Source organism: Sphingomonadaceae bacterium OTU29LAMAA1, assembly GCA_024072375.1.
Taxonomy (GTDB): domain Bacteria; phylum Pseudomonadota; class Alphaproteobacteria; order Sphingomonadales; family Sphingomonadaceae; genus Sphingomonas.
Genome location: CP099617.1, coordinates 3643128 through 3657746, shown reverse-complemented (window position 1 = coordinate 3657746; position 14619 = coordinate 3643128). Strand labels below are relative to the sequence as shown.

Here is a 14619-nt window from a genome sequence, read left to right as displayed (position 1 = left end):
CCCTCCCGCAAGGGAGGGGGCGATCCCGACTAGCGGCTTGCCAGTTGCCGCGCGAAATGTACTTCCACCGCCTTCGTTACGCTCTCCGCGATCCGTTCGCGCCCCTGCCGGCTATCCAAAAACGCCGCATCCGACGGATTGGAGATATAGCCCGTCTCGAACAGGATCGATGGCATGTCCGGCGCTTTCAGCACCATCAACGACGCCATGCGATGGAACACCGGCTTCGTCGGGATCAGCGGCTTGGCCTCACGCCCGAGAAGTCGGGCGAAACTGGCGGAGGTGTTCATCGTCTCGCGCTGCGTCAGATCGATCAGGATCGATGACACGTCCGCACCGGCATCTCCCAGGTTGACGCCGGAGATGACGTCCGCCTTGTTCTCGCGCGTTGCCAGCCGCGCGGCCTCCTTGTCGGACGCGACCTCGGACAGCGTGTAGACCGAGGCACCGGAGGCATCGCCACTACCGACGCTGTCGCAATGAACCGAGATGAACAGGCTCGCCTTCAGCCGGCGTGCGATGCCGTACCGTTCACGCAACACCAGATAACGGTCGTCGTCCCGCGTCAACGCCACGCGGACGCGGCCCGTCGCCAGCAGTTCGTCACGAATCGCCTGTGCGATCCGCAGCGTCACGTCCTTTTCGCGCAGGCCGGTCTCGGGATTGATCGCACCCGGATCGACGCCGCCATGACCGGCATCGATCACCACCAACGGGCGGCTGTCGTCACCGCGCACCCGTGGCAGCGCGACGCCGCGCGCGGGCGGCGGCACAGGGATCGATACCTTGTACTTCGGCTTGGCGGCCCAGTCGCCGAAGTCGAATGCCATGAAGCTGAGCGGCCCGGCCGCGCTGGCGGCGGCGAAACGCGCGGCGCTGACCGGCTCCAGCGACAGCGTCAGGCTCTGCCCGTCCGCGTCAAACCCGCCATCGCCCAGAATCGCCGGACGCGCGAGATCGAACAACAGGCGCGTGCCGCTTCCCTGACGCAGCTGGCGTACACCGCTTACCGGTCCACCGGTTGCGGCCCGCACGCCCGGTAAGGCGCCTGCGACATCGACGGCGATCTGGCGGGTCCCGTCCAGGATGATGCCGGTCGCGTCGCCGACACGCCCGTCGAAGCGGATGACGATCGATCCGTCCTGCACCACGACGCTGCGAATGGCGGTCGCTGCCCACGCGGGCGCGCTCGTCAGCCAGCCGGCGATCAGGGCGAAGAGCGCGAACACACGGCGTCCTTGCCGCGCAGACGATGCGCGGGTCCAGCGAAAAGCCATTACCAAACCCCTTTTGACGATTCTCCTGCGATCGCCGGGGTTTGTTCTAGATGCCGGGGTGCGAACGCGGAGTTGCCCGGCAAGGTTAATCCGGAATTCGGCATTATTTTGCCGCGTCGGCCGGCAAGTTCCTGCCAGTTGCGGTGCGTCGGGTCCGATGCTACCAACGGACTGCACCCGTGCGACGCGCGCTATCCGTAAGACGCGAAGCACAGGTCCCCGGCCCTTCCTGGGTCGGGTTTAACCAGGTTGACGCTCGCATGACGCACTTTTCCAACGTTCGACACCGCCCGGCTTCGGCCGGCGGCGTGTCGAACGTGTGGGAGGGCCGAGCCCCCCGATGTGCCGGGCGAGCAGACGCATCTTTGCCATACATACGCGCCGGATTGCCCGGCGCGCTTTATCAATGCGCATGCGCGCCCTCCGGACCGGTCCTGTCAGGGCCACCCGCTGGAGCGCCACGCGCGCGGAGACATTTCAATGACCACGCGTATGCTGATCGACGCACGCCACCGGGAAGAAACCCGGGTCGCCGTCGTCAAGAATAACCGGATCGAAGAGTTCGATTTCGAGAGTGCCGAGCGCAAACAGCTCAAGGGGAATATCTACCTCGCCAAGGTGACGCGCGTCGAGCCGTCGCTGCAGGCGGCGTTCGTCGATTACGGCGGCAATCGCCACGGCTTCCTGGCGTTCAGCGAAATCCACCCGGATTACTATCAGATCCCGAAGGAAGACCGCGACGCGCTGCTCCGCGAAGAAGCCGAGCATGCCGCCGAGGAAGCCGCGCTGCGTGCGGAACATGACGGCGATGACGACGATCACGCCGACCATGACGGTGATCATCATGACGACGAGCATGACGATTTCGACGACGCCGACCATCACGACGATGACGCCGAGCACGACGAGGCCAACGGCGACGAAGGCACGTCGGACGGCACCTCGAAGAAGCCGCGCACCGCGAACGACGACCAGGTCGAGGCGCTGCGCCAGCGCCGCATGAACCTGCGCCGCCGCTACAAGATTCAGGACGTCATCCGCCGCCGTCAGGTGCTGCTGGTGCAGGTCGTCAAGGAAGAGCGCGGCAACAAGGGCGCGGCACTGACCACGTATCTGTCGCTTGCCGGTCGCTACTGCGTGCTCATGCCCAATACGTCGCACGGCGGCGGGATCAGCCGCAAGATCAGCAATGCGTCCGACCGCAAGCGCCTGAAGTCGATCATGGCCGACATGCAGCTGCCGCCGTCGATGGGCTGCATCGTCCGCACCGCGGGCCTCCAGCGCACCAAGGTCGAGATCAAGCGCGACTTCGATTATCTCGCCCGCCTCTGGGACGGCATCCGCGAAGCCACGCTCGGTTCGGCCGCGCCGGCACTGATCTACGGCGACAGCGACCTGATCAAGCGCGCGATCCGCGACATCTACAACAAGGATATCGACGAGGTGATCGTCGAGGGCGAGGAAGGCTATCTCCACGCCAAGGAATTCATGAAACTGCTGATGCCCAGCCACGGCCGGCGCATCAAGCAATACGCCGACGCGGTGCCGCTGTTCCAGCGCGCACACGTCGAGGATCAGCTCGCCGCGATGTACCATCCGGTCGTGCAGCTGAAATCGGGCGGCTATCTGGTCATCAATCCGACCGAAGCTTTGGTGTCGATCGACATCAATTCGGGCCGTTCGACCCGCGAACACAATATAGAGCAGACCGCGACTGCGACCAACCTCGAAGCCGCGCATGAGATCGCGCGCCAATTGCGGCTGCGCGACATGGCCGGCCTCGTCGTCATCGACTTCATCGACATGGACAACAATTCCAATGTCCGGAAGGTCGAGAAGGCGATGAAGGAGGCGCTGAAGAACGATCGCGCCCGCATTCAGGTCGGTCGCATCTCGTCGTTCGGCCTCATGGAGATGAGCCGTCAGCGCCTGCGCACGGGCGTACTCGAAGCCTCCACCCGCGCCTGCCCGCATTGCGAGGGCACCGGTCTGGTCCGCACCGCATCGTCAGCCGGCCTGTCCGCGTTGCGCATGATCGAGGATGAGGCCGCACGCGGTCGCGGCTCGCTCATCACGCTGCGCGCTTCGCAGGAAGCGACGATCTACGTGCTCAATCGCAAGCGCGCCGACATCGCCGAGATCGAGGATCGCTACGGCGTGCAGGTCGAGATCATCCCCGATCGCGAGGAAGAGGGCGCCCGCATGTCGGTCGAGGTCTCCGGACCGCCGCCCGCCTACGCCCCCAGGATCGAGGCGCTGATCGAGGAAGATTACGACGACGTCCCCGAGGAGATCGAGGACGAGGAAGAGGAAGAGATCGTCGAGGAGGCGGAGGAACTGCCCCGTCGCGAAGGCGGCCGCCGTCCCGAGCAACGCGAAGATCGTGGCGAGGGTGAAGGCCGCGGTCGTGGTCGCCGCCGTCGTCGCGGTCGTCGCGGTCGCAAGGACGAGAACGGCGAGACGGTGCAGGACGATGCCGGTGTCGAAAGCGACGCCGTCGAGGCCGACACCGGCGAAGGCGACGAGCCGGAGGCGATCGAAGGCAACGAGGCGGACACCGCCGAATTCGCTGGCGAACAGCCGCAAGGCGAAGGCCGTCGTCGTCGCGGTCGTCGCGGTCGTCGCGGCGGACGTCGTCAGGCGGGGGATCAGACCGAAGGCAACGACGGCACGACGGAACCGCAGCTGTCGGCCGACGATGTCGAGGCCGACGCCGTGGAGCTCGAACCGATCGCCGAAGCCGGCGATGCCGGTCCGGTCACCACCGGCCTCGACGCGCCCGCACCGGTCGCGGTCGAGGACGCAGCTCCTGTAGAAGCACCCAAGACCCGCCGCCGACCGCGCGCGCGCGCCGCGTCGCCTGCGGTGGAGGCTCCGGCCGCCGAAGCGCCGGTCCCGGCCGAGGCACCTGCAACCGAAGCGGAGGCCCCGGCCATCAAGCCCAAGCGCACCCGCAAGAAGGCGCCCCCTGCCGCCGCGATCGAGGAAGCGGCGCCTGTCGTCGAAGCCCCGACCGAAGCGCCCGCCGCCGAGGAGAAGCCCAAGCGCCGCCGCACTCGCAAGCCCGCCGCGGCTACCGAGGCCGCTCCGGTGGAAACGGTCGCGGCACCGGTAGCGGAACCTGTCCCACAGCCGGAATCGACATTGGCAGTTGCGCAGGACGGCACCGCTCCGGCCGACGCCGACGATACGGCCCCCGAAGACGGCGAAGCTCCCCGCCGCGGCTGGTGGCAACGCACCTTCGGCGCATGAGCTGATACGAAAACCCCTCCCGCTCACTCGAGCGGGAGGGGTTTTTCTTTGTGAGCGGATTCTGCCGTCGCGATGACCGAACTGTTACCAGTCACCACTTCCGGAATGCCGGGCACCGCACGCGATCATTGCGACCCGGCGCTCGCCATCCTTACACCCGCACCAACATCTTGCCCGTGTTCCCCCCGGTAAACAGGCCGAGGAACGCATCCGGCATCGCATCCAGTCCGTCGAACACCGTCTCGTTGCGCTTCAGCTTGCCGTCCTTCAGCCAGCCCCCCATGTCGCGATAGAACTCGGGCGCGCGATCCATGTAGTCGCTGACGATGAAGCCCTGCACCCGCATCCGCATGCCGATCAGCCGCGCAAGATACCGCAATTCGGTCGCCTTGCCGCTGTTGTAGACGTCGATCATCCCGCAGATCGCGAAGCGCGCACCCTGATTGCCGTGCGCCAGGGCCGCATCCAGATGCTCACCGCCGACATTGTCGAAGTATACGTCGATCCCGGTCCGGGCGACCTCTCCCAGCGCCTTCACCACCGGCGTTCCGCTCTTGTAATCGATCACCGCATCGGCACCCAACGATTCCACCCAGGCGCACTTCTCTGCGCCGCCGGCCGAACCGATCACGCGGCAGCCTTTGGCCTTGGCGATCTGCACCACCGTCGATCCGACCGCGCCGGCCGCAGCGGACACGAACACCGTGTCGCCCTCTTTTGCGCCTGCAACCTCCAGCAGTCCGAAATAGGCGGTCATCCCCGGCATACCGAGCTGCCCCAGATAGGCTTGCGGATCGACGTCGAGTTGCGGCAGCGACTGGGCCTGATCGGCGGGCAGCACCGCTTCGTCACGCCAGCCGGCGAAATGCTGGACCATCTCGCCTTCCTTGTACGTATCGGAGCGGCTCTCGATCACCTTGCCGATCGCGCCACCCTGCATCGGTGAGCCGAGTTCGAACGGTGGTGTGTAACTCTTCACGTCGTTCATCCGTCCGCGCATGTACGGATCGACCGATAGCCAGCTGTTGGCGACGCGGATCTCGCCATCCTTCAGGTCGCGGGTGCCGAGATCGACCAACTCGAAATTGTCCATCGTCGGCATCCCCTGCGGCCGGGACTTCAGGCTCCATGCACGTGCCATTCTCGCTCTCCTGTTCTGATGTACCCGCAACCTGACGATGTCAGTTGCAGTCTGCAACGAAAAAGGCCCGGGGCATTGCCCCGGGCCTTTCGCTTCACGTCTCCCGCGCCTTAATAGGTGCCCGAAAAGCTCTTGTTCAGGGTCTTGCCATCGCCGGACGTGCTGCTGGCCGACGACTGACCGCTCGTCGTAGACGACGACTGGCTTCCGCCCAGTCCGTATCGCGAACGATCGTTGCCCTCGTCGCCGAACATCGCCTGATTGCGCTCCTCGTCGCGCCACGCCCGCTTGGCATCGGCGGCCGACTTGCTCAGCGTCACCTTGCTGTCGACCGACTGCAGCCAGCTCGACGGGATCGAATGGTGGCGACCGCCCGCATCCGCATCGTTCTTGGTCAGCAGGATACGGTCGCCACGCACCTTGTCGACCGTGCCCACATGCTCGCCGTCGCTGCCGACGACGTCCATATGCTCTTCGACCTTGTTCAGCGAATCACGCTGGGTCTGGCGCGTCGAGCGCCACGATCCGAACTCGCTCTCGAACTTCGAACGGTTCTCGCGGCGGTATTCGTCGTAGTCGCGATCCAGCGACTGGATCTGCCCGCGGCGCCAGCTGTGATAGTCGTTGTCGCGATCGTTGTCGTACCGGTCGTCCATCCGCGAATCAAACTCGCGTCGACGCTCGGCATCCTCGTCGCCGAACCACGACCGGACCTCGTCTCCTGCCCGCGCGAAGAAGCCGCGGTCCTCATAGTCGTAGCCCTGCGGCTGGCGCCCATATCCCTGCTGCTGCGATCGCCCATAAGCCTGCTGCCGGTCGCGATTGCCGCTGCGGTAATTATCGTCGTCGGCATGGGCGTAGCGACCATGATCCTCGAACCGGCGACTGCCCGATCCGTAGCTGCCGTGATATTCGCGGCTCTGGCCACCGCCCGCATCTGCGCCGTAACGGCTATGCTCGCCATAGCCGTGTTCGGACCGCCCGTAGCCGCGATCCTGCCGGTCGTCGCGATCGTACCCGCTGCCTGCGCCGTAACGACCACGGCCGTCTTCGGCACCGCGCTGATACTGGTCGCGCTGGCCATAGCCCTGGTTGCCGTATTCGCGCGCGCCATAGCCCTGACGATCGCGATCGCCGGACTGCCCTGCGGCCTGATAGTCGCGCGCGCTCGAATAGTTGTAATCACGGCCGGAGCCGTAGTCGCGGCCATAGTCCTGCGGATCGGTGCGCCCGTAATAGTCGCTCTGCGGATTGGTGCCGCGCGGATAGCGTTCGTAGCCCATGCTCGTCTCCTGCATTAACATCCTGCGGGTGCGAGACGCGTCGTTGCTGCGCGCCCCTGCTCCTGAGTTAACAAAGGTCAAGCCGTCGCTTCGTTCCTATTGTTGAACGATCGCAACGACTTTGTGTCGTGCGCAGCGGGCGGCCGGTCGCAGGGGAATTTATGAACCGCCGATCGAGCCCTGTTGCATCGGTTTCGCGGGGCCGCTAATGGCGACGCTTCCGGGCGCTGCCCGGTCGGGGTGCGGGGCTGTAGCTCAGATGGGAGAGCGCTGCAATCGCACTGCAGAGGTCAGGGGTTCGATTCCCCTCAGCTCCACCACCACCCCGCAATCTCCCCGGATCATCCGTCACCAACCGTGCCGATGCGCGTTATAGCGTGACATGCCCGATGATCCGATTCCCGCAGCGACCCTCGTCATCTTCCGCGATCGACCGGACGGACCGCCCGAACTGCTGATGGTCGAACGCGCGAAGGCGATGGCCTTCGCCGGCGGTGCCATGGTGTTCCCCGGTGGGAGGATCGATCCCGGCGACCACATATTGGCTCAAGCATCGGGTGCAGGCGAGGACGGCGCGGCTCGCATCGCCGCTATCCGGGAGACGCTGGAGGAAGCCGGCCTCGCGATCGGCCTGTCCCCGCAACCTTCGCCGGCGCAGGTGGTCGCGATCCGGGCGCGACTGCATGCCGGCGAGGGGCTGGCGGCGATCCTCGCCGACGAACGGCTGGCGATCGACCCCGACGTGCTGGTGCCCTTTGCCCGCTGGTTGCCGGCGCACGCGCATATGCGGATCTTCGACACGCTCTTCTTCCTCGTCAGGGCGCCGGATGAAGCGGTCGCCACCGTCGACCGTACCGAGAATGTGCGACTGATCTGGACTGGCGCGGCCGAACTGCTGGCGCAGGCGGATGCGGGCCATGTGACGATCATCTATCCCACCCGCCGCAACCTCGAACGACTGGCACTCTACGCCGACTATGACGATGCCGTCGCCGATGCCCGCGCCTATCCGGTCCGCACCATCACCCCCTTTACCGAGGATCGCGACGGCGTCGCGCACCTCTGCATCCCCGACGACCTGGGCTATCCCATCACGGCCGAGCCGATGAGCGCGGCCATGCGCGGCTGATGGATGCGCGCTGGATCCGGGCGGTACGCCACGCGATCGACTGGATCGTCGCATTGCTGGCGATCGGCGCGGCGGTCTTCCTGCTCTGGGCGTTTGCGAAGGGGCGGCCACAGGACATGCCCTGGACGCCGTTACAGCTCGGCGAACCGATCGGCCTCTTCACCGGGCGCAAACTGACGGCGCTGACAGGGGATTTTCCGCAATGTCGCGCACTGCTGAAGGATGCGGGCGTGCGCTACACCGCCTTGCCCGAACGGCGTGACGGTGACCGCTGTGGCTATGCCGACGGCGTGCGCCTGACCGACGGCGGATCGCGCAACATCGGCTTTCGTCCGGCGAACCTCGGCATCGCCTGTCCGGTCGCGGCGGCACTGGCGATGTGGGAATGGGACGTCGTGCAACCCGCGGCTCAGAAGTATCTTGGCAGCCGCGTCACTGCCATCGACCATTTCGGCAGCTATTCCTGTCGCCGCATCTACGGTCGCGATGCCGGCAACTGGAGCGAACACTCGACCGCCGACGCGGTCGACATCGCCGGTTTCCGCCTTGCCGACGGCACCCGCATCACCGTTGTGGGGGACTGGCGCGGCGACGACGCCAAAGCCGCGTTTTTGCACGACATACGCGATGGCGCCTGCGATCTGTTCGCGACGACGCTGTCGCCCGACTATAACGCCGCCCACCGCGATCACCTGCACCTCGATCAGGCGAACCGCGGCAGCATGGGATGGCGAGCCTGCCGTTAGCGCAGCATGCTGATCAGTTCGGCAATGCCGCCGACCCGTTGTCGACCTTTTCCACCCAGTGCGGGAAGAATGCAGGCTGCCGGTTCGACCATCCCGACGCGGTGGCCGCGGCTTCGCTGATCGATTGCAACAGCTTGCGCCGCAATTCGGGGTGCAGGTGCGGCAACGCCGCCGCCGCACAGAATGCGCTCGGCAACCACGGTCGCGACTCCGCACCGATCAACCGTTCGTACAGGAAGCGGAACGCCGAAAAGGTGGTCAGCCGCCCCTGCCCCAGATCGAACCCGACCAGCGTGATCAATGGCGCAAGGAACGGGGCCACCGCACCCAGGTCCGAATCGTCGGGCACCATCTGCCGCAGTTCGGGCAGCGATCGGTACAGCCGCGCCTGCGCCCGGATGCTCGCCGCCTCGACCACGTCGCGCGACCAGCGCGCCATCGCATCGTCGCGGTCGAGCCCGATATCGAGGCTGCGCCGGATGTAGCGCTGCGTCGAGCTCGGAAAGCCTGCGAACTCCTTCATCTCGGACAGCGTCATCGCGCCTTCGGCCGGTCTCATCTTGGCACCCATGATCGTTACACCCCACCCCAGTGAACTCGATCGCACTATGGCACAGGATGGTTAACGGGCAGCTTAACGCTCTCATCCCGGCCACGGTTCGACGTCACAAATGCATCACGAAAGCTGTTGCACCGCAACATCGATGCGACGGAGCGAATACGATTGGTCGCAATGGACGCTCGCGGCGGCCGGCTAGCAACAATGCTGCGCCGGCCAATATCGATAGCCGGGACCACCGACGAAAACGGCGGCCCCTCCCGGGACCGCCGCTTGGTGATAACGACCGAACGGATTACCCCTGACGGGCGCGTTCCGCCTCCTCGTCATATCCCGACGACGGAGCCGGCCCGTTGCTGTGTACGGGCTGCGTCGACGAGGGCGGATCGCTCGCGTCCATCGACTGGTCCAGCCCGGCATCGAGCCGCGCGTCCGAGCTTTCCGGATTCTTCTCCAGCCGCTTGTTGATCGATTTGTCCTGGCCGGCATCCTGGCGCGGGTCGCGCTCCTGATTGCCGGCGTTCGGCGCGACCGACAGGCTGTCCAGCGCCTTTTCGTCGATACCGGTCATAGTGACACCCTCCTGTGATTACAGGGAGAGAACGATTGCTCGAACGTTTCCGTTCCTGCCGTCATCGGCAGGCCGGATCAGACCTGTGCAACGCGAACATCCTGCCGGACGAATTGGGCTTCGCCGAATACCGTCATGAACGCGATATCAGTCGCATCGCGGCCGACGCAGACGCGGGCGATCGATTCCGCCGGCGCCATCTGAGTCGCATCCACCAACCGCCACGCGCCATCCAGCCACAGCTCGGCCACCGCATGGAAGTCGGGCGGATCGACACCCGGAGCATAAGCGGCAACGCACCGCGCCGGGATCTCGCCGGCCCGCGCCAGCGCGACCAGCAGATGCGCATAATCGCGGCACACGCCCGAACGGCTGGCAAAGGTGTCCAGCGCCGTCGTTTCGCCACTGCTGGCGTTTGATCGATATTGCAGCGATTCCGCCACCCACTCGCTCAGCGCGCTTGCCAGCGCTCCGCCCTCCAGCCCGCCGAATTCACGACGGACGAATCCTTCCAGCCGGTCGGACTGGCAATAGCGGCTCGGCAACAGATACGGCACCAGCGCGCCGTCGAGCGCCCTGACCGACGTCGGCGGCAAGGACGCGAGATCGACCGGCTCCCGCTCGACCTCGACGGTGGCGCGATATTCCGCCTTCAGCCAGTTCTCGGCGCGGATCCAGCATCGCTGCCCGATCCCGTCCTCGCCCCGCACGGCCGCGACCGGATTGTCGCTCCAGACCGTCAGCGCCTCGGCGACGATCCGCTGATCGGGCATCGCGGCCGCCTCGATCTGCAACAACACGTCCGCCGGCTGCCCGATGATCGCGTAATCCAGGTCGACGGCAATGGAGAGCCGCATCGGCACCGATCCTTCAGGCAAAAGAAAGAGCCCGGCGGCATCGGCCACCGGGCTCATGACAGGTAACGCTCGCCTTCCTGATTAGTCGCGCGAGGCGCCGAACAGGCGAAGGACGAACAGGAACATGTTGATGAAATCGAGGTACAGCGACAATGCCGACATGATGACGGCCTTGCCGACCATGTCCGTGCCCGCGACTTCGAAATACAGGCTCTTCGTCCGCTGCGTGTCATAGGCGGTAAGGCCGGCGAAGATCAGCACGCCGACGGCGCTGATGACGAGGCTCATGACGCCCGACTGCAGGAACAGGTTGATCAGGCTCGCGACGATCAGCCCGACCAGACCGACGATCAGGAAGGTGCCGAAGGCCGAAAGATCCTTCTTCGTCGTGTAGCCGTACAGGCTCAGACCGGCGAAGCCCGCCGCCGTCGCAAAGAACGCACCCGCGATCGACGTACCGCTATAGACGAGGAAGATCGTCGAGAGCGACAGGCCCATCAGGACCGCGAAGGCCCAGAACAACAGTTGCAGCGTCGCCGTCTTCATCCGGCCCTGGCCGAAGCTCATCGCGAACACGATGCCGAGCGGTGCCAGCATCAGGATCATCCGCAGCGCGCCATTGGCGAACACCGCCTGTGCCGCGCCGGAGGTCGCGAACAGCAGGGCGACGATGCCCGTGAGCAAAACGCCCGAGCCCATGTAATTGTAGACAGACAGCATGTACGAACGCAGACCCGCGTCGTACGCGCCGCTACGCGCTGCATCGGCGCGTGAAGCCCCGAACGGCGCGGCGCTCGGCCGGGGGTCAGACCAGTTTGCCATGGTATCCAGAACTCCTTTTCCGACCTGATGTCGGATAGCTGAAATATCGGCCTCGACCCGTCCCTTTTCAAGCGAAACCGGCTAGGGTCGCGTTCCAAAGCAACAGAACATTACAAAGGGCTTCGCATTCATCATGTTACGCCTGTTTGTCGCGCTCCGTCCGCCACCCGGTATCCGCCGCTTGCTGGCGGCGACCATGGGCGGCGTGCCGCATGCCCGGTGGCAGGATGACGAACAACTCCATTGCACGTTGCGCTTCATCGGCGAGGTCGATCGCCCGCAGGCGGAGGATATCGCAGCCGCGCTCGCCGCGATCCATGCGGAAACGCCGACCGTGCGGATCGCCGGCGTCGACCGGTTCGCGCACAAGGGGCGCACCGATACGCTATGGGCGGGCCTCGCCCCCACCGATGCGCTCCATCATCTCGCCCGCAAGGTCGATCAGGCCTGCGTCCGCGCCGGCCTGCCGCCGGAGCGTCGCGCATATCTGCCGCATATCACCCTCGCCCGCCTGCCGCGCAGCGCAGGCATGATGCCGGAAATTGAGGGCTGGCTCGCAGTGCATGCCGGCCTGACCGGCCCGCTGTTCGCGATGCCCCACATCCTGCTCTATCAAAGCCATCTCGGCCGCAGCGGCGCCAGCTACCAACCGGTCGCCCGCTGGTCGCTGGAACCGGCAGCCGTCATGACGGGTTCGTAATGTGAATCAGGGAGTTTCCATCATGCGCGCCATTCTCGTCCTCGCCGGCCTGTCCTCGCTGGCCCTTGCCGCCTGCACCAAGTCGGAGGAGGTCGCCGTCGGATCGCCGACCGAGGGCGGCGCGCGTGCGACCGCGATGTTGAAGACCGGCACGGGCATCGATGCCGGGCGCGCCTCCGCCACCGAAGTCGCGGGCGGCATCCGCTATACGCTGGACGTAAAGGGCCTGCCCGCCGGTACGCATGGTGCGCATGTCCACACCGTCGGCCGCTGCGACGGGCCGGACTTCACCACTGCCGGTGGCCATTGGAACCCGACCGCTACAAAGCACGGTACGATGAACCCGCAAGGGCCGCACGAGGGCGACCTGCCCAATCTTATCATCGGCACCGACGGGCGCGGTACGCTCGGCATCACCGTCCCCGGCGCGACGATGGCCGGGCTGCTGGATGCGGACGGATCGGCGATCGTGGTGCATGCCGGCCCGGACGATCTGATGACCGATCCGTCCGGCAATAGCGGTGGCCGCATCGCGTGCGGCGTATTCGGCGCCGCCTGACCCCGGCGGCCTTCCGGTGTTCCCGCACCCGCAGGAACACCGGTTCGCCTTCAGATAGGCTCGCCCGCAGCCCGCGCCCGCGCCTCCCGTGATGCCTCGGCCTTCGGCACCAGCCGGTATGCCGCGATCGCACAGGTCAGCGTGATCGGCATCGCCAGCAGCAGCGACAGCATGCCTACCGACAGGCTGCCGGACAGCGTCGATATCCGCCCGGCCAGATACGGCCCCATCGCCAGCCCCATCAGCGTCGTGCCGATGAAGAAGGTCGCCGTCGCCGTTCCCCGCATGCGTGGCAACACCAGATCCTGCGTCGTCGCCGCCGCCGAACCCAATGCCCCGCTCGCGGTCAGGCCGGCGAGGAACAGGCACGGGTAGAACACCCAGACGCTGCTCGCCGTGAACGCCCCGATCAGGAACGGCACCGGAACGCTCGCGCCGAAGATCACGACGATCAGCCGCCCCGCCGGGTCGGTCCGCCGCAGCCGATCGGCAACGATCCCGCCGATGGTCAGCCCCAGGAATCCCGACAGCGCGCCGCTGCTTCCCAGCAGCAGGCCGGCGCGCGCCGGCGTCTCACCCAGTTCGCGCAAGACATAGGGGGCGCCCCAGAAGCTGGCGGCATAGCTCAGGAACGAATTCAGCCCATAGGCCACTACCGTGCACAGGAACGCCGGAGTGCCGACGATCAGCGCGAACGTCGGCGGATCGCGCCGCTTCAGCGCACAGGCCCAGGAAAACACCGCATAGACGCCCGTCCCGACCGCCAGCCACTGCGGTTTAGGTTCGCCCAGCCCGATCAGCAGCGCCACCACCGCGACCACCGCCGCCAGTCCGGTCAGGTTGATCATCAGCGCACGCGCACCACCCCGCGCCGCGCCGATCAGCGTCAACGGCGGGATGATCGTCAGCAATTCCTCGAAAAACGCGCGAAACGGCGCCGGGTGCTTCTCGGGCTCCGGCAGCCCCTCGACCAACCCGCGAACCGGCTCGCGCAGCGTCGCGATCCACAGCGCCACGATCAGTCCCGGCGCACCGACCGCCAGGAACGCCGCCTGCCACCCGACCAGCCCGAACGGCCCACCGCCCGGATAGGCGTTGTTCCAGCCCTGTACGATCAGCCCGCCGATGAACAGCGACACGCCGCCACCGACATACAGCCCGGCGGAATAGATCGACAGCGCGGTGGCGCGCAGCCGCTTGGGGAAATAGTCCGAGATCAGGGAATAGGCCGACGGGCTCGCCGTCGCCTCGCCGATGCCGACGCCGATCCGAGCCGCAGCCAGTTGACCGCCGGTGCGGGAAAAGCCGGACAGCGCGGTCATCGACGACCATAGCGCCAGCCCCAGTGTCATCAGCCGCACCCGATGCCAGCTGTCCGCCAGCCGCCCCAGCGGGATTCCGAACAGCGCGTAGAATACGCCGAACGCGGTCCCGTACAGGAACCCCAGATCCTCGTCCTTCAGGTTCAGGTCGCGCTTGATATCCTCCGCCAGGATCGAGATCACCTGCCGGTCGATGAAGTTCAGGACATAGACGACGAACAGGATGCCGAGCACGTACCAGGCATACCGTGATGCCTTCTGCTCGCCCCCGGCAAGCCCGGGCAATGTGGGGTCGGCCATCATCCTCTCCGTCTGTTTGGCCGAAGGCTAACAGAGGCACGGCGGGGCGGTAAGCCCGAAAACGATACCCGATATTCTAAACCGCAGCCCGATCGACGGGA

13 protein-coding genes and 1 tRNA gene are annotated in these 14619 nt (G+C 66.1%); 6 read left to right on the top strand and 8 right to left on the bottom strand.

What is annotated here, in order from left to right; translation table 11 throughout:
• Positions 1 to 29 precede the first annotated feature (29 nt).
• On the bottom strand, positions 30 to 1277 hold the full coding sequence (locus tag NF699_17530; protein ID USU04808.1) for an N-acetylmuramoyl-L-alanine amidase: 1248 nt from the start codon (positions 1275 to 1277) through the stop codon (positions 30 to 32).
• Positions 1278 to 1769: 492 nt separating this feature from the next.
• Between NF699_17530 and NF699_17525 the strand changes: the two genes are divergently transcribed.
• Positions 1770 to 4529 carry an Rne/Rng family ribonuclease gene (locus NF699_17525; protein USU07143.1) on the top strand — a complete coding sequence of 920 codons (2760 nt, stop codon included), beginning with the start codon at positions 1770 to 1772 and terminating at the stop codon, positions 4527 to 4529.
• A 151-nt stretch (positions 4530 to 4680) separates the two neighbouring features.
• On the opposite strand, the gene NF699_17520 is transcribed toward NF699_17525, so the two are convergent.
• Together NF699_17520 and NF699_17515 are read right to left on the bottom strand one after the other, a co-directional pair.
• Entirely contained in the window at positions 4681 to 5670 is a 990-nt protein-coding gene (locus NF699_17520; GenBank protein USU04807.1) for an NADP-dependent oxidoreductase, read from the bottom strand.
• 110 nt (positions 5671 to 5780) lie between these two features.
• Positions 5781 to 6953 (bottom strand): DUF2171 domain-containing protein, encoded by a 1173-nt coding sequence (locus tag NF699_17515; protein ID USU04806.1) that lies wholly within the window; start codon positions 6951 to 6953, stop codon positions 5781 to 5783.
• A 244-nt stretch (positions 6954 to 7197) separates the two neighbouring features.
• On the opposite strand from NF699_17515, the gene NF699_17510 reads away from it, so the two are divergent.
• The 3 genes from NF699_17510 to NF699_17500 all read left to right on the top strand — a co-directional run bounded on the left by NF699_17510 (position 7198) and on the right by NF699_17500 (position 8828).
• Positions 7198 to 7273 (top strand) — tRNA-Ala (locus NF699_17510).
• 62 nt (positions 7274 to 7335) lie between these two features.
• The gene (locus tag NF699_17505; protein ID USU04805.1) at positions 7336 to 8082 is read left to right on the top strand and encodes an NUDIX domain-containing protein; all 747 of its coding nucleotides are present in this window, start codon (positions 7336 to 7338) and stop codon (positions 8080 to 8082) included.
• Positions 8082 to 8828 (top strand): extensin family protein, encoded by a 747-nt coding sequence (locus tag NF699_17500; GenBank protein USU04804.1) that lies wholly within the window; start codon positions 8082 to 8084, stop codon positions 8826 to 8828. Before NF699_17505 ends, NF699_17500 begins: the two co-directional genes overlap by 1 nt.
• 13 nt (positions 8829 to 8841) lie before the next feature.
• Here the strand turns inward: NF699_17500 and NF699_17495 are convergent, their stop codons facing one another.
• From NF699_17495 to NF699_17480, 4 genes are all read right to left on the bottom strand, one after another.
• Positions 8842 to 9399: a hypothetical protein gene (locus tag NF699_17495; GenBank protein ID USU04803.1), complete on the bottom strand. Its 558-nt coding sequence runs from the start codon at positions 9397 to 9399 to the stop codon at positions 8842 to 8844.
• A gap of 283 nt (positions 9400 to 9682) precedes the next feature.
• A complete protein-coding gene (locus tag NF699_17490; protein ID USU04802.1) occupies positions 9683 to 9958 on the bottom strand; it encodes a hypothetical protein in 276 nt (91 codons plus the stop codon).
• 77 nt (positions 9959 to 10035) lie between these two features.
• On the bottom strand, positions 10036 to 10815 hold the full coding sequence (locus NF699_17485) for a transglutaminase family protein (GenBank protein USU04801.1): 780 nt from the start codon (positions 10813 to 10815) through the stop codon (positions 10036 to 10038).
• Positions 10816 to 10896: 81 nt separating this feature from the next.
• On the bottom strand, positions 10897 to 11637 hold the full coding sequence (locus tag NF699_17480; protein USU04800.1) for a Bax inhibitor-1/YccA family protein: 741 nt from the start codon (positions 11635 to 11637) through the stop codon (positions 10897 to 10899).
• Between the two features lie 133 nt (positions 11638 to 11770).
• Here NF699_17480 and thpR point away from each other — a divergent pair, with 133 nt between their 5' ends.
• Together thpR and NF699_17470 are read left to right on the top strand one after the other, a co-directional pair.
• A complete protein-coding gene (gene thpR, locus NF699_17475; GenBank protein ID USU04799.1) occupies positions 11771 to 12337 on the top strand; it encodes an RNA 2',3'-cyclic phosphodiesterase in 567 nt (188 codons plus the stop codon).
• Positions 12338 to 12359: 22 nt separating this feature from the next.
• Positions 12360 to 12896: a superoxide dismutase family protein gene (locus NF699_17470; GenBank protein USU04798.1), complete on the top strand. Its 537-nt coding sequence runs from the start codon at positions 12360 to 12362 to the stop codon at positions 12894 to 12896.
• Between the two features lie 50 nt (positions 12897 to 12946).
• Here NF699_17470 and NF699_17465 read toward each other — a convergent pair whose 3' ends face one another.
• Positions 12947 to 14518 (bottom strand): MFS transporter, encoded by a 1572-nt coding sequence (locus tag NF699_17465; GenBank protein ID USU04797.1) that lies wholly within the window; start codon positions 14516 to 14518, stop codon positions 12947 to 12949.
• Positions 14519 to 14619: the final 101 nt, after the last annotated feature.